The organism is Lachnotalea sp. AF33-28 (assembly GCF_003477885.1).
GTDB lineage: Bacteria > Bacillota > Clostridia > Lachnospirales > Lachnospiraceae > AF33-28.
Map to the genome: position 1 here is coordinate 117,341 of NZ_QUEE01000003.1, position 16,050 is coordinate 133,390.

The 16,050-nt window shown below is 54.1% G+C and carries 13 protein-coding genes; 7 read left to right on the forward strand and 6 right to left on the reverse strand.

The annotated features are described in order from the left end of the window. Window positions 1–229 precede the first annotated feature (229 nt). Together DWZ56_RS05210 and DWZ56_RS05215 are read right to left on the reverse strand one after the other, a co-directional pair. Window positions 230–667 carry a PH domain-containing protein gene (locus tag DWZ56_RS05210; RefSeq protein WP_118555334.1) on the reverse strand — a complete coding sequence of 146 codons (438 nt, stop codon included), beginning with the start codon at window positions 665–667 and terminating at the stop codon, window positions 230–232. 11 nt (window positions 668–678) lie between these two features. Further along, on the reverse strand, window positions 679–1,152 hold the full coding sequence (locus DWZ56_RS05215; protein WP_158584454.1) for a zinc-ribbon domain-containing protein: 474 nt from the start codon (window positions 1,150–1,152) through the stop codon (window positions 679–681). A 408-nt stretch (window positions 1,153–1,560) separates the two neighbouring features. On the opposite strand from DWZ56_RS05215, the gene DWZ56_RS05220 reads away from it, so the two are divergent. The 5 genes from DWZ56_RS05220 (at window position 1,561) to DWZ56_RS05240 (ending at window position 5,369) form a co-directional block, all read left to right on the forward strand. Next, window positions 1,561–1,812: a TM1266 family iron-only hydrogenase system putative regulator gene (locus tag DWZ56_RS05220; protein ID WP_118555336.1), complete on the forward strand. Its 252-nt coding sequence runs from the start codon at window positions 1,561–1,563 to the stop codon at window positions 1,810–1,812. A 93-nt stretch (window positions 1,813–1,905) separates the two neighbouring features. Beyond that, entirely contained in the window at window positions 1,906–2,988 is a 1,083-nt protein-coding gene (locus DWZ56_RS05225; RefSeq protein WP_118555337.1) for an ABC transporter substrate-binding protein, read from the forward strand. Beyond that, entirely contained in the window at window positions 2,978–3,736 is a 759-nt protein-coding gene (locus tag DWZ56_RS05230; protein ID WP_243095082.1) for an ABC transporter permease, read from the forward strand. Before DWZ56_RS05225 ends, DWZ56_RS05230 begins: the two co-directional genes overlap by 11 nt. Beyond that, on the forward strand, window positions 3,736–4,386 hold the full coding sequence (locus DWZ56_RS05235) for an ATP-binding cassette domain-containing protein (RefSeq protein WP_118555339.1): 651 nt from the start codon (window positions 3,736–3,738) through the stop codon (window positions 4,384–4,386). The genes DWZ56_RS05230 and DWZ56_RS05235 overlap by 1 nt, the downstream gene beginning before the upstream one ends. Beyond that, window positions 4,383–5,369 (forward strand): biotin synthase BioB, encoded by a 987-nt coding sequence (locus DWZ56_RS05240; RefSeq protein WP_158584455.1) that lies wholly within the window; start codon window positions 4,383–4,385, stop codon window positions 5,367–5,369. The genes DWZ56_RS05235 and DWZ56_RS05240 overlap by 4 nt, the downstream gene beginning before the upstream one ends. Before the next feature lie 85 nt (window positions 5,370–5,454). On the opposite strand, the gene DWZ56_RS05245 is transcribed toward DWZ56_RS05240, so the two are convergent. Beyond that, the gene (locus DWZ56_RS05245) at window positions 5,455–11,187 is read right to left on the reverse strand and encodes a glycine-rich protein (protein ID WP_158584456.1); all 5,733 of its coding nucleotides are present in this window, start codon (window positions 11,185–11,187) and stop codon (window positions 5,455–5,457) included. Between the two features lie 339 nt (window positions 11,188–11,526). Between DWZ56_RS05245 and DWZ56_RS05250 the strand changes: the two genes are divergently transcribed. Beyond that, on the forward strand, window positions 11,527–12,306 hold the full coding sequence (locus DWZ56_RS05250) for a polysaccharide deacetylase family protein (protein WP_118555342.1): 780 nt from the start codon (window positions 11,527–11,529) through the stop codon (window positions 12,304–12,306). Between the two features lie 234 nt (window positions 12,307–12,540). After that, window positions 12,541–12,840, forward strand: coding sequence for a hypothetical protein (locus tag DWZ56_RS05255; RefSeq protein WP_158584457.1), 300 nt, complete (start codon window positions 12,541–12,543; stop codon window positions 12,838–12,840). Between the two features lie 275 nt (window positions 12,841–13,115). On the opposite strand, the gene DWZ56_RS05260 is transcribed toward DWZ56_RS05255, so the two are convergent. The 3 genes from DWZ56_RS05260 to gmd all read right to left on the reverse strand — a co-directional run bounded on the left by DWZ56_RS05260 (window position 13,116) and on the right by gmd (window position 16,033). Beyond that, window positions 13,116–13,889, reverse strand: coding sequence for a DUF6612 family protein (locus DWZ56_RS05260; RefSeq protein ID WP_118555343.1), 774 nt, complete (start codon window positions 13,887–13,889; stop codon window positions 13,116–13,118). Window positions 13,890–13,925: 36 nt separating this feature from the next. Beyond that, window positions 13,926–14,867 carry a GDP-L-fucose synthase gene (fcl, locus tag DWZ56_RS05265; RefSeq protein WP_118555585.1) on the reverse strand — a complete coding sequence of 314 codons (942 nt, stop codon included), beginning with the start codon at window positions 14,865–14,867 and terminating at the stop codon, window positions 13,926–13,928. 83 nt (window positions 14,868–14,950) lie between these two features. Further along, window positions 14,951–16,033: a GDP-mannose 4,6-dehydratase gene (gmd, locus tag DWZ56_RS05270; protein WP_118555344.1), complete on the reverse strand. Its 1,083-nt coding sequence runs from the start codon at window positions 16,031–16,033 to the stop codon at window positions 14,951–14,953. Window positions 16,034–16,050 lie beyond the last annotated feature (17 nt).

A 16,050-nucleotide genomic window follows, 5' to 3' on the forward strand; every position in this document is an offset into this window, starting at 1 on the left:
TATCGCGTATTTGCTTTGCCTGTGAAACGCCACCGCTGGCAACCCGAGGATCAGAATAAATCCCGCTCACAGGATTCTCCGCCTGCGGCAGGTCGCTTTAGCAACATAATACTTTCCCGCCGCAGTGCGATCCTAAGCGGAGCGCTTTTGTTCAATAGGTCGTATTTTCCTATTGAATAATAAAGACGGCCTGTGTTCCGTTAATCCGAAACACAGGCCGTTCTGTTTTTTAATGAAATAACTCGTCTTCCTCATCCATACCGTCATCATCATGATCGCAGCTGCAGTCCCCGCCGTCACGTCCATAAAATTCCTTGCCCACAACCCGTTTCCTGTCTCTTGCCTCTTCCACCAGATCGGACAGCATACTCTTCACCTCTCTGGGCTTTTTAATATTTTTCAGCAGTATTTCCTTTTCCCGGTCCACTTTGCAGGACAGCACGATGGTGCCGGTGCCGAATATCTTTTGCCCAAGCGACTGCTGCAGCGTCAGATCCACGATGCGGTACAGGAGAACTTCATCAAATACGGTATTAAACAGTCCCGTCTGCTGATACAGCCGGTCATTACTCACTTCATATTTTGTAAAGCTGAATGGAAACCACATGAAATGCTTTCTGTCCTTCCAGACCGTCTCATGGACAGCCCCATCACCTGTCTTTGCCATAAGGCTTCCTCCTATTCCATATATTCCTCAAGCCATTTCATATATTCGTAATAATCGCCGGAGTTCACTAAAGAGGCAGCAAATGCCAGCAGCATGAGCGTGATTGCCAGTCCGACAATGCCGATCACAATACCAGCGATCGCCAGGCCGCGATAAGCGGATTTTCTGCCCAGCACGCTGAATATAATCGCGAGCACCGCGCAGGGAATCGCTACATAATACAGACAGCAGGCCAGTATGCTGACTAATGAAAGCACAAACCCCGCAATTGCAAATCCGTTTCCGTTGCCCTTCGCAGGCTGCTGATACGGTTCCTGTCCGCCGTTGTAGCTGTACTGCGATCCGTTCTGTCCCTGATCGCTGTAGGTATAATTATAGCTGTCTCCCGTACTGTCTCCGCTTGCATAGCTGTCCAGCACAGTGCCGCATTCAGGACAAACCTTGGTTCCGTCTTCCAGTTCCTTACCACATTTCACACAAAACATCTTTTTTCCCCTTTCCTGTTCCATAAATATTCAGCGCATGGCCAGCCTTGTGGGGTACAAGCACTGTCGTAATCCAAGTCAGCTGAAATACATTCAGCGGTATACCGCTCATTATTTTTTATTATATGATATACGTTTCGAAAACACAAGCAGAACTGCTTGTATTTCAAGTGCGGATCGTGTAAAATAGAAGTATCCGAAGCCAAAAGGATTTCTTGCGGTCAGGAGCCCAATTCAAGATTCGTACTGACAGTTTCGGGTATGCCCGGGCAGGAAGGCGATGGAACATATAACGGTTAGCTCATGGATATGATCCGCGTCTTTGACGCGGATTTTTTATTCAATCGTAAAATACGACCTATTGAATAAAAACGCTCATATTCCATGGATGCAGAGAAGAGGAGAATTATGGAAAACAGAGTATCCGTTATCAGCATTATCATAGAAGACGCCGATGCAGCCCCCAGAGTCAACGACCTGCTGCATGAGAACCGCAACTATGTAATAGGAAGAATGGGCATCCCATATAAAGAAAGAGGAGTATCCATCATCAGCGTGGTGATGGACGCGCCGGGCGCCGTGACCAGCGCCCTGTCGGGAAAGCTGGGCATGATAAAAGGCGTGACAACCAAAACACTGACTGCAAAGCTGAAAGACTGATGCTGGCGTCCGGCAGGGGCCTGCCGCACCGCATGACTGAGGAAAGGTAAAGTACTGCAGACCTATTTTTCAGAAAAAAGGAGAGAAAACAACATGAAAAAACTAGTATCTGTTCTGCTGGCAGCCGTATTATGCATGGCTGTCATCACAGGCTGTTCTTCCAATAACAGCCAGGAGACCACACAAGCGGCAGCAACTCCCGCGGCAACAGAGACGGAATCCGTCCCGCCTTCCACCGAAAAGCCTTCGGAGAGCGAGACGCAGACAGCGCCGGCCGGTGATACAGGCGATGCAATCCGCATCGGCGGCCTGAAGGGCCCCACATCCATGGGTATGGTGAAGCTGATGCAGGATGCGGAAGACGGAACCACCGCCAACAATTATGAATTCACCATTACCGCGCTGGTGGATGAGATGACCGCTAAGCTGATTCAGGGCGAGCTGGATATGGCGGCGCTTCCCGCAAATCTGGCTTCTGTTCTGTACAACAATACAAAAGGCGGTGTTTCTCTGCTGGCCGTCAACACCCTGGGCGTGATCTATATCGTTGACCGGGGCGACAGTGTAAATTCCGTGGCGGATCTGAAGGGCAAGACAATCTATGCCACAGGCAAGGGCTCTACGCCGGAATTCGCACTTAATTACATTCTTCAGCAAAATGGCCTGGATCCCGCGTCGGATCTGACCGTCGAGTGGAAAACGGAAGCCACCGAGGTGGTCGCTGCGCTGCAGCAGACCGAGGACGGCATCGCCATGCTGCCGCAGCCTTTCGTTACTGTAGCGCAGACTTCCATTGAGGGTCTGCGGATCGCGCTGGATCTGACCAAGGAATGGGATGCGCTGGAGAACGGAAGCACGCTGATCACCGGCGTACTGGTAGTCCGCACGGAATTTGCCAAAGAGCATGCTGACCAGATCTCCACTTTCCTCGATGAGTACAAGGCTTCCGCGGAATACGCCAACAGCAATGTGGACGATGCGGCAGCTCTGATTGAAAAATATGACATTGTGAAAGCGGCCATTGCCAAGAAGGCTCTGCCCTACTGTAATATCACCTTCATGGAAGGGGAAGAAATGAAGGCGGCAATGAACGGCTATCTGCAGACGCTCTATGACCAGGCACCTGCCGCAATAGGCGGAGCGATGCCGGACGATGCTTTCTACTATGAGAGATAAAAATCGGCAAAGGCTCGAAAAGGCCGGAGCAGTCCTGTTCGCTCTGATCGTATGGCAGATCGCTTCCCTGATGCTCGGACAGGAGCTGCTGCTGGTATCCCCGATAAAGGTGGTGCAGCGGCTGTTATCGCTCTGTGCGGTTCCGGATTTCTGGGATTCCATAGGCTTCTCCTTCGTGCGCATCATGGAGGGATTTTTTACAGCCCTTTTGGCAGGGACCGTTCTCGCTGTAGCCGCGGGCCGTTTTCATCTGGTGGATGTGCTTTTATGGCCGTTTATGGCAGCCATAAAAGCCACCCCCGTGGCTTCCTTTATCATTTTATGCCTGGTCTGGCTGAATTCAGCCAGCTTGTCTGTATTTATTGCATTTCTGATGGTGCTGCCGATCATCTATACCAACATGCTGGAGGGCATCACCAATACGGATAAAAAATTGCTGGAGATGGCCGATGTGTTTCACATCGGCCTGTTTCGCAGAATTCATTATATCTACCTGCCGCAGCTCATGCCCTATTTTCTGGCAGCATGCAGCGTTTCTCTGGGTCTGGCCTGGAAGTCCGGCATCGCGGCGGAAGTCATCGGCATACCGGACGGCTCCATCGGCGAAAAGCTGTATAAGGCAAAGCTGTATCTGAATTCCACAGATCTGTTTGCCTGGACCGTTGCCATAGTCGTAGTCAGCATCGTGGTAGAAAAGCTGTTTCTGATGATCATACGAAGAATTTACCGCAGACTGGAGGCCTCCTGATGGATACAGTGATAAAAGATCTGAATAAGGCTTTTGGAGATAACCAGGTGCTCAAAGGCTTCTCCGCCCGTTTCCCGGAACATAAGATCACCTGCATCATGGGAAAATCCGGCTACGGAAAGACCACTCTTCTCAATATTCTGATGGGGCTGCTGCCCGCCGATTCCGGCAGTGTTGAGGGAATCCCCCCGCTCTTTAGCGCAGTTTTTCAGGAAAACCGGCTCTGCGACAGTTTTACCGCTTACTCAAATATCCGTATGGCCTGCAAAAAGAGCGTCTCTTCTGCCGATATCCGGAAGCACCTGATTGAAGTCGGACTTAAGGACAGCCTTGATGAACCGGTCAGGATATTGAGCGGCGGCATGAAGCGCCGCGTATCCATAGTCCGCGCCGTGCTGGCTGATGGGGATATGATATTTATGGACGAACCGTTTAAGGGGCTGGACGATAAAACAAAAGCTGTCACCGCGGAATATGTGAAGCGGCACAGAAGGGACCGTACGGTTCTCATGGTGACCCACAGCAGGGAAGAGACAGATTTGATGGGCGGCCAAATATTTTACATGGATCTCCCTGCCTCATCTCCGGCCGCTGCAAATACACATAGCGCATGCTATTTACGCGACATAAAAAGGAGCGAAAAGTCATGAAGATTGAAACAAAACAGGAAATATTAGAAGTGCTGCGCATGCCCTTTGAGGAATACCGGCATACGGTCATGGCGGAGGCAGCCCGCATCCACAGAGAGGAAAACGGGAATATCCTCACGGCAACCGCCATGCTGGGCTATGACAACATCTGTAAAAACCAATGCCTCTACTGCGGCATGAGGGCTGGAAACAGCGCGGTGAAACGCTATCGCCTGGATCAGGAGGAAGTCATCCGCTGGATCGGCGTAGCGCAGGCCAAAGGCTTCGGCCGTCTCTTTCTGGTCTCCGGGGAAGATCCCAAATACGGATTCGATCATCTGCTTGCCATTGTCCATGCGGCCAAACATGCCGGCATGCATGTCAGCCTGGCCTGCGGTGAGTTCTCTCTGGAGCAGTACCGTGAGCTAAAAAATGCCGGAGCCGACGAATACGTGATGAAATTTGAGATGTCCGACCGTGAAGACTTTGACCGTTTAAATCCGTCCACCAGCTTTGAGAAACGTATAAAGAACATCGGGTATATCAAACAGTGCGGCCTCAAGCTGGCCTCCGGCAATATCGTGGGCTATCCCGGCCATAATGACAGCAAGGCCGCCGACGATATCCTCCTTATGAAGGAACTTGAAATCAGCTGGGCGCCGGTAATTCCCTATATGCCGGCATTAAACACGCCTCTTGCCAAAGAGGGAGGCCCCGGAAGCATTGAAACCAATCTCAAGGAAATCTCCATCCTGCGCATCATGATGCATTCTCTGGATATCACGGCGCAGCAGCCCGGCCGCAATCTGGCCCAGGGCCTGGCTTCTACAGAGGGTAACCTTGAGGCGCTTAAGGCCGGCGCCAATATGCTGTTTGCGGATATGCTGCCGGATGCCATGGCCAAAAACTTCAGCGTGGTGGACAACCGCAGCGGAATGGGAATGGCACATCTGGAAGAGATGGCTAAGCTGTCCGGCATGGAACTGAAGCTTAGGGCAAATTGAAACATTCGCCCTGCGAGAGTATTTAGGACCGATTTATCGGGATACCGGAGGCAAGAGGCTCATACCTTTTGCCTCCTCTCTTCTATCAGCGGTCAGCGCCTCGTTTTAAGGCTTTCAGCCGCAGTATCAGTATGAGGGCTGTCAAAAGGAGCATCGCCGATACGGTCAGCGGCGCAGTATCCCCCGATGCGGGGGCCTGCGCTATTCTGCCGTAACGCCTCTCATTCCTGCTATTATTTCTGTCCCTGCCTTCGGACCGGTCCGCCCTCTTCCAATCCGCCAAACCGGAATCACCTGTTTTTTCATATTCTGCCGTCTCATGTCCGTCTGCTGCCGTTTCCCCGTCAGAAGGTTTTTCCCTTTTTTTCGTGATATCAAGCCGTGCAGTCACACAGGCCGTTTCCGGTGATAAATAAGAAATTGTCAGGAGATGGCTGCCGCTGTCCGCTTCATATCCGGGAACCGTGCTGCTTTCAACCACACGGTAGCACCCCAGATAAAGACCCTCCAGCACGCCGCTGCCGTCTTCTCCTATTTCTATCAAGCCGATCAAATCGTCCGCCTCATAGACCGCGCCTGTTCTTCCGTCCGGATGCAGGATATTCCCGGCCGCATAGACGCTGTAGCGGCTGCCTGCGAACACAGATTTTTTCATCTCCTGCGCGCCTTCTCCCGCATCTTCTTCCTCCGCTTTGACATACAGTTCGATCGCGCCTTTAACCGGCGTGCATTCAAGCAATGCCCTGTCCGGTTCTTTATTCTGCGCATCTTTTGCGTCCAGCGTAAGGATGGCCTTTTCATCAGAGCGCAGATATCCGGTGGTATAAGTATCCATTCTCTCTGTTCTGGCCTCTGTCTGTTTAAAATAATAGGTTCCCGGAAGCAGGCAGGCTCCGTCTTTATCTTGGTCAATAAATCCTCTGCCATCCTCATCCGTAACCACTTCCGCCACACGCTCATCCGCCTCATAGATAACAGTCCCGGAGCCATCCGGATAAATCAGATCCTCTGCCGCATACAGCGCGGCCCGCACATCCCGGAGAGGGTTACGGTTTTCAATATCCCTGACCAGCAGGGCCGCTTCGGCTGAAAGGGGAGAGCTAAGGCAGAGCGCTTTAGCAACTGCATAAGGTCCGTCCTCCGCCATCGGCTTCAGGATCAGTTCCTGACGCCGCACGGTTTTCTCATATCCCGCCCGGGGAGCGGATTCCAGAAAATAGTACCTGCCCGGAAAAACAGGGCGTCCGTCCAGGTCAGCGGTCACCTCCGCCGTACCGTCCGGTCCGGTGGTAATTTCCGCCACCAGCCTGCCGCTTTGATGCCATACCGTGCCGCTGGCGTCCGGATGGCGGATGTCTTCCGCGGCATAAAGACCGGCCTGTACGCCTTCCAGTGGATAGCCGGTGCGGCTGTCGGCAGCCGAATATATAATTTTACCCTTTATGCTTAAATTGGTCAGCTTTAATGCGGGATTCAGGCCGCTCTCTTCTGAAGCGGTCACTGTAAACTCATGAATCTCCTGATCCGGCAGATAACCCGGCGCCTCCTTTTCTGTCAGGCAGTATTTACCGGGAAAGAGACCCGCAAACTCCCCCGATCCCGATGCGCCGGTGCGGATACTGCCTGCGTGAGAGCCCTTTTCATGGACAATTCCGCTCTTGCCGTCCGGATGCAGGATATCTTCAGCTGCGGTGATCTCAAAGGCCGCCGCCACAGGGTTCCCGTTTTCCTCATCGGTCTTTTCTACCTTAAGAGTGCCTGTCAGCGGCAGATTATAGATAGTTTGTATAATTTCTTCCTCGATTTCGCCGGCAGACTCTTCTGATGCGGTCCGAAGATGGACCGGATACACCTCCTTTGGCAGCTCATATGCCGATGCATAGCTGTCATATTGCTGCATTCTTGGCCGTGTCTCCCGTATATAGTAATCCCCGCCATACAGTTCCCTGATGAGAGCCTCTCCCCCCGCATCCGTAACGGCCTGTTCCACCAGTTCGTCCTTTTCATATAAAACCGCGCCTGTATCCGGATTGAGAATTTTCCGAGCGGCATACACACTTAATTCCACGTTTTCAAGCGGCTCTTCGGTTATCTGATCCAGCACCCGTATCCGCAGATCGCTGAACACCGCATCCGTAGCCAGCAGGAAATCGGAAACCGGCCCGATATTACCTGCCCTGTCGATGGCAGCAATATGGACATAACGGTTTGCCGCCTCCTTCACACAAAAATCGAGCCGCCGTTTTGCCGTCAGATGCACTTCATCGGCTCCGGGCGTTAATTCTGCCCGGGGACTGCTATCCAGCTTCCACAGATATCCCATGACTCCGGATAGCAGCGTTTCCGTACAGATATTTGAAATATCAAGGCAGTCCGAACTGCCGGGCGCATATGCCTCTGTTTTAAAATCGTAGGATGTACCGTTATCCTCCGGTTCCTCCCATACGACGGCCTGTATCCTGCACCCTGCTGTCTCCGGCAGAACGGATAGGAACCGCACCTTTTCCGGGGCCGCCAGATCGTTGGCCTGCTCATCCTTGCAGGATTTCAGCGCTGCCGGCTCCCCGTATATCTTCTCCCAGCGCGCTTCTCCCGCCAGGCTGCGCCAGGCCAGATAGTTTGCTTCGGGATTCTCATAGTTCCATTCCAGAACCGCCCCGCCCTTCATGCCGGCCAAAGATACATCTGCCTTTGTCTCAAGAGATAAAAGATCGAGTTTTTGATGAGCCGACGGCCCTACATTTCCCGCTTTATCCACAGCGGCAATATGGACATATCCCGCTGTGCTTTTCTCAACCGTTATAAAGGGCTGTGCCGTATAAACACCGTTTTCCATGGTCACCTCGGTGTCCGGCTCATCATCCGGCAGCACGAGATAACCCTGTATTCCGGAAGTGACTGTCTCCTCCCTGATATTGGAGACCGCTGTTTTCGTATAGGCAGACGGCAAAGTGATGACGGCCATGCCGCTGCCCCACCGGTCCGCTTCACCGAATGAGCCGTTCTTGAGCTCCGGGCTTAAGTAACCCGACCCTCCGCCGCCCCCTCCGGTTCCCTTTAAGCTGCTTCGGCCGCCATACCATCCACCCCCTCCGGCGCCGGGGTCCCAGCCGCTTCCTAATACCGGCTCCCCTTTGCCGAACGCCCAGCCGGAGGTCTGGGTTCCGCCGGTCCCTGCCATTTCTGTCAGAATCCATTGGCTGCAGTACCATGCGTTTCCTCCGCAGATACCGCCGCCGGCCCCTCCTCTGCCGTCATTCCAGCCGGAAGCATAGGACTTTTCCACATCCGGCGGATCTCCGATATCATCCGATCCGCCTCCGCCTCCCGCGACGATCAATACGGATTCGCGCTGGTCCGACAGGTCAGCCAACAGCCCGCTTCGCCTGGCGATATGAGTCGCGCCGCCTCCGCTTCCCCCTCCTCCGGAACCGGTATCCTGGCCGCCTCCGCCGTTATAGCCTCCGTCAGGATCCACAGCGTTGATCCTTCCGGCTCCGCCCACCGTCACATAAACGGTATCTCCTTCCTTCAGCCAGACCTCACCCGCTGCGAAACCGCCCAAGCCGCCGTAGGAGCCTCTGGGACTATTGTTTCCCGGCGTGTTGCCGCCACCGGATGCGCCCCATACCTCAAGCCCGTAAGTGCCTTCTATCGGCGCCGTAAAGCTGCGAATGCCGCCGGTATAAGAAAATGTAACGGAACCGCCGCTCATGATGTCCTCCGCAGCCTCCGCACGGTACCGGTAAACACTTCCCGTATCCTCCGGTTCGCTCCAGGAAAGCTTTGCCGTCTTAGGGTCCGTCGAGACAGCCCGGCATCCGGCAGGCATGCCCGGGAGCCCGCGGTCATTGGCCAAAGGGTCCCGGTAGGACTTATCCGTCTGCAGCTCCGATATTTTGACGAACTCCTGATCCCCTTCCCCCATACGGTACAGGTTATACCCCGAGGCATCCCCCACATACCGGGTCCAGTCCAGACAGATCCCTCCCTTCCGGTATTCCACGGGATTTCCGTCGGCATCTGCTGCCGTAAAGGGCGCCATGGATAAATCGGTGGATGAGTCCAAGAGCAGTGGCGCCGCTTCCTGCCAGACCGCCGTATATTCGCGGTCCCCCAAGGAACCCTGATCGACGGTCACCGTCATGCTGTGATCCGCCCCGGCACCGGACCATCCGCCGAAATGACAGCCTTCTTTCACCGGGTTACAGAGTGTGAATGTCTCTGTCTCCACAGTATATGTGGAAGGATTGTCCCCCTTCACCTCTCCGCCTTGCAGGTGGAGAAGAATCTTATAAACCTCGGGAGTCCACAAGGCGGTCAGAGTGCCGTCCGTTTCACCGAATATATAGCGGTTTCCTTCTATGCTCCCCCCTCCGTCCGGCTTCCATCCCTCAAAACGGTACCCCTCCCGACAGGGAACCGCTGGAACATATACGGCGCCCCTGACATCTTTTACCCTGCATTCGCCTTCATAACTTCCTCCGGCGGGATCTATGGTCAGGGTGCTGGAAACCGCATAAATCCTGATATAGCCGCTGCTTCCGTCCATCGCATAGCTGTCATGGCCGTTGGCTCCGTCGGCGGATTCCGCCTCCAGCACAGCAATGCCCTGTACGGTATCCGCCGAAAGGTATCCCATGCCTCCGCTTCCCCCCAGATCTCCGTCCAGCGCTTCCGTCCAATACGGGTCCCAGCCGGCGTAGCAGAAATATGTATTGGAACCGGCCGGAAAACCTCCCCCGCCGCCTCCGCCGTCCGGCATCCACGGGTCGGCATAGAGCAGGAAATCTTCGGACTGGCGCTTTCTGACTTCCGCCCATATATCCTCTTCCGTAAAATACTGCTGTCCGTTCATGCCGCCGTATACTGCCGCAAAACCGGCAGTCCCGCCCAAGGCAGTCCCGTCTCCGCCGGTGCTGTGTTTTCCTCCTCCGCCTCCTCCGCCGGCGGCGGCAAGCAGAATCTCCCCGCACCATACGGATGAACTCCCTCCGCCCCCGCCGCTGCTGGGTCCTGCCTGTCCGTCAGGATATCCCGGTACGGTCCATGCACCTCCCCCGCCAGGCCGGAGGCGCAGCGTCACATTTTCAGCCGCATGGATTTTCAGCCGCAGCAAACCGCCCTTGCCGCCTTTGAAGGTGTCGCCTCCGCCCTCTCCCCCGGCCAGTTCTATCCGGTAATCCGCTCCCGCAGTCAGCGTGAATTCGCCCTCCACCGGGGCTTTGCCGCTGCCTTCCCACTCCCCGATCAGCGAATATGCCGCACCGTCATCCTGCTGTGTGAATGAGATGTTATCCTCTCCTGTGGCCGCGCGCAGGCTGCCCGCAGTCAGCAGCGGGGCATAATTCGCCGTCAGGATCAAATCCTCGCCGGCTGTATGGAGGATGCCCGTCTTTTCATCAAGCTTTGCGTCTCCGGTGACGGTCCAGCCCAAAAATCCGCAGCCCTCTTTTACCGGACTCTCCAGCGCCACCTCGCCGAAAGCCTCCGCTTCCAGCACCGCATCCTCTGTGCCCTGATAACTTCCCCCATCCGTAAAAAGGCGGATGCGGACCGTGCCTGGCACGGGCGGTTCGTCCGGCGTGGGCGCTTCGTCCAGCGCAGGCGGTTCGTCCACTGAAGCGTTATCCGAAACGGACGGCACCAAGCCGCTGCCGGACACAGCCTCCGGTTGTTTTTTTACTGGCAGTCCTCCGTCATCCTGTCCGGCCGCATCTGTCCTAAGAGCCGGATCAAGCGCTGCAGACAACGTTAACAGCGCTGCCGTACAGATCATCAAAACTCTGCTCACTATATTTTTGTGAATTTTTTTCATAAAACCTCTTTTCCCGTACACAAACAGAACCAGGGCGGCTTCAGCAGCCATACCCAGCCTTTGTGCAGCGGCGTTCAATTTGCTGTCGGCGATTCGTCCCTCCGCCCGCAAAAGCAGAAGCATCCTCGCTTATTTTGCTGCTTAATTTAGTTAAACAATGACCTATAGGGATTACTTGCAGGAAACCTGCGAACACTGTGTCAGACAGACACAGCCGATCTATGCGCGGAAGCATAGAGGAAATTGTGCTAACTATAGCATAGGATGAAACAGTTGTCAAGGAATATCCTTTCTGTCCCGGCGATATATTGTAGTAAATACCTACCGGAGCATTATCCTATGGAAACGGAATTAGATCATGTGAAAAAGCGTCTGGCAGAGAGGCTTACGATCTGCCTGGCAGCGCTGGCGCTCTGTTTTGGCGCAGTTATGTATGCGCCGGCAGTGGCTTCCGTAAGCGGGAAGATACAGGCAAAGGAGCTCCCGGTTTACAGCGTTGAAACAGAACAGAAACAGGTTGCACTGTCCTTTGATGCCGCCTGGAGCAATGAATATACGGAAGAACTGCTGGCTGTGCTGAAGGAGTACGATGTCAGGGCAACTTTTTTCATCACCGGGGATTGGGCCGGGAAATATCCGGATGATGTGAAGGCCATCGCGGCAGCCGGACACGATTTGGGCAACCACAGTGAAAGCCATCCGAACTTAAGCCTCATGGATATGGCGGAGATCAAAGCGGAGATAGAGGCAGCCCACAGCATGGTCCGCGAACTGACCGGTGTGGAAATGGAGCTGTTTCGTCCGCCTTACGGCAGTTATAATGACAGCGTGGTGAAAGCCGCCAGGGAATGCGGTTATATCCCTGTCCAGTGGTCGGTGGACAGCCTGGACTGGAAAGACTACGGCGTTAAGTCTATCGTTAAAATGGTCTGCAACAACAGATATCTGGGAAACGGCGCAATTATTCTCCTTCACAACGGAGCCAAATATACGCCCCAGGCGCTGTCTCTGATCATTGAAGGGCTGGAGAGCCAGGGATATGAAATCGTCCCGATCTCACAGCTGCTCATACGCGGAAGCTATCATCTGGACCACACAGGAAAACAGATCAGAGATTAACGTTTTCCGGAACGCAGACATTTCGGGCTCCATACATCAACCAAAACGGTTCGTATGCATAGTATATATAAAACACGAAAGGACCTCTGATATCATGATCCGTTCAAATAATCCTTCCAATTGCCCAAACTGTTCCAATAATCCGGGCCGTCCTCCTGCAGGGCCGCCTCCCTGGGGGCCTCCGCCCGGCAGGCCTCCCATGGGGCCTGGACCCGGCAGACCCCCTATGGGGCCATGGCCCGGCAGACCCCCTATGGGACCCGGACCCGGCAGACCTCCTATGGGACCCGGACCCGGCAGACCTCCTATGGGGCCTGGACCCGGCAGACCTCCTATGGGACCTGGACCCGGCAGACCTCCTATGGGACCTGGACCCGGCAGACCTCCTATGGGGCCTGGACCCGGCAGACCTCCCATGGGGCCCGGACCCGGCAGACCTCCCATGGGACCTGGACCCGGCAGACCTCCCATGGGGCCCGGACCCGGCAGACCTCCTATGGGGCCTGGGCCTGGCAGACCTCCTATGGGGCCTGACTCTAACAGGCCTCCGGAAAGCGAATGCCCCTGTAACAGACATTAATGTAACCAAATTCAGCAGGCGGAATCCTCCGCCTGCGGCGGGTGCTTTAGCGGCATAATACCTTTCCGCCGCAGTGCGATCCTAAGCGGAGCGTTTTTTTATTCAATAGGGCGCATTTTCCTATTGAGATTAGGGTGTTAAAGACACATGAATCCTATGATAGTAAAAAGGCGTTCCGTGCCGCAGATTGATCTGCAGTACGGAACGCCTTTATTAACACACTTTTACTCTATGCTTCCACAAAATCGGACAGATCCGGGAATTCTACCGTCACTGCCTGACCCGGATTGTTGTAAACAGCATCCATATTCAGAGTCAGGGTGATCTCCTGACCTTCCACAGTCATCGTCATAACCATAGTCATGCTTTCTTGTGCTATGTAACCGTCTTTATTTACCAGAGCAGTTCCGGTAACGTCGCCCACAGTCATATTGGCATCCGCATCAGGACCCAGAACATCCGACAGCTGTCCCATCACGCTGTCCACATAATCGGTCAGCTTGGAGCCGTCAGCCACAAAGCTGATTTCATATTCGCCGTTGTCTTTGGCTTCCATTTTGAGTTCCTTCATCGCTTCCGCGCCGATGCCGCCCATGGCGGTGCTGTCTTCCACCTGATCCACAGCAGCTTCCACATCCATGGCCTGCTTTGCCTTCTGGCCTGCCATCTCAGTATAGAAGTAACCGTCCTTATAGTACATGTTCATATCCACGGCCTGGCCCATCAGTTCCATGCCCATGGACATGTTCATCTGCATTTCTTCGGTCGTCAGGCCCGCGGCCTTCAGTGCGATGTCGGAACTGATCGTCAGTTCCTCACCGCCGACAGCCATGTTCATGTCCATATTCATTGTCATATCCGTATCCTGAAGCGCATTCGTCTTCTCCATGGCGCTCTTGTATACTTCCTCAGCGCTCATTTCCTTACCGCTTCCCTTGGACTGGCAGCCTGCGGCACTGACAAGCATTGCCATCGCCATTAACAGCGCAAGTATCTTTTTCATAAAAAAAATCCTCCTTCTAATATCCCCAGACAACCGTTATCTTTCTGCCCGCATCTCACTGTGCAGGAAATCATCGTATGCCAGAGCGATGCCTTCTTCCAGCTCTGTCCTGTAGGTCCAGCCCAGCCCGCAAAGCTTTGACACATCCAGAAGCTTCCTGGGAGTGCCGTCCGGTTTGGTGGTATCAAATACGATCTCGCCCTCATAGCCGATTACCTTTTTCACAATCCGTGCCAATTCGGCGATTGTCACCTCTTTGCCGGTACCCAGATTCACCGTTTCATCGCCGCTGTAGGTATTCATCAGGTACAGGCAGGCGTCCGCCAGATCGTCCACATAGAGGAATTCACGCAGAGGCGTGCCGGTTCCCCATACGGTCACCGTCGGCGCACCGCTCACTTTCGCCTCGTGAAATCTGCGGATCATGGCGGGAAGCACATGGGAATTCTTAGGGTGATAGTTATCGTTCGGGCCGTAGAGATTTGTCGGCATCACGCTGATATAATCCGTGCCGTACTGCCGGTTTAAATAAGTGCAGTATTTAAGTCCGGATATTTTCGCCAGAGCGTATGCCTCATTGGTCTGCTCCAGTTCGCTGGTCAGCAGGCAGCTCTCCGGCATGGGCTGGGGCGCCATGCGCGGATAGATGCAGGAAGAACCCAGAAACATCAGCTTTTTCACCTTATTGTCAAAGGCGCTTTTGATCACATTCATCTCCAGGATCATATTGTCATACATAAAATCGGCGGGATATGTGTTGTTGGCCATGATACCGCCCACCTTGGCCGCAGCCAGAAACACATAGTCCGGCTTCTCTTTTGCAAAGAACTGCTCCACCGCATCCTGTCTGCGCAGATCCAGCTCTTTGGAAGTTCTGGTCACAATATTGTGATACCCTTCCTGTTCCAGCTTTCTGACAATTGCCGAGCCTACCATACCGCGATGGCCGGCGACATAGATTTTACTGTCTTTTTCCATTTCAAACTCCGTTTCCGTGCAGAATGCATATGCTCTGCAGCAATGTCCTTTATAATATAAACCCAATCAGTCCATTTTGCAAGTTATGCTTCGCAAGACGCGTTAGCCGCCCTGCATTCCTCTGCGCTCATGTTCGCGATCTCGCGCATGTCGCTGTCCACCATCATGCTCACCAGGCCTTTAAAATCCACCTTGCGCTTCCAGCCCAGTTCACGCTCAGCCTTTGAGGCGTCTCCCCAGAGGAACTCCACTTCCGCGGGACGGAAGTACCTTGGATTCACCTCAACCAAAAGCTTGCCGGTCTTTCTGCAGTAGCCTTTTTCGTCCACGCCGGCGCCCTTCCATTCCACCTCTACGCCCACTTCACGGAAAGCCAGTTCCACAAACTCCCGCACCGTATGGGTCTCATTGGTGGCCAGCACATAGTCGCCGGGCTTATCCTGCTGAAGGATGCGCCACATGCCTTCCACATAATCTCCGGCAAATCCCCAGTCACGTTTCGCGTCCATATTGCCCAGAGAAAGCTTCTCCTGCTTGCCGGCCATGATGGAAGCCACCGCCCTGGTGATCTTGCGGGTTACGAAGGTCTCTCCCCGTCTGGGGGATTCGTGGTTGAACAGAATGCCGTTGCAGGCGAACAGGTTATAGGATTCCCTGTAATTCACCGTGATCCAGTAGGAGTACAGCTTGGCCGCGCCATAGGGGCTCTTGGGATAAAACGGTGTCTTTTCGCTCTGCGGAGCAGTCTCGGGCAGCCCGCCGAAGAGTTCGGAAGTGGAAGCCTGGTAAAACTTGCAGTCCACGCCGCTCTTTTTGATGGCGTCCAGCAGTCTTAACGTGCCGATGCCGGTGGTCTCTGCGGTATATTCGGGAACCTCGAACGATACCGCCACATGGGACTGCGCCGCCAGGTTATAGATTTCGTCAGGCTGAATCTGTTCAATCAGTCGGTTTAAATTGCTGGAATCGGTCAGATCCCCGTGGTGCAGGAAAAAGGTCTGATTGCGCAGCTCCTCATTTTCATACAGATGATCAATTCTGTCCGTGGCGATGCTGGAATGCCTGCGGATGATGCCGTGTACCTCATAACCTTTTTCCAGCAGTAGCTCTGCCAGATAAGAACCGTCCTGTCCGGTAATACCGGTGATAAGCGCTGTTTTTTTCATGTTATTCCTCCAAATAT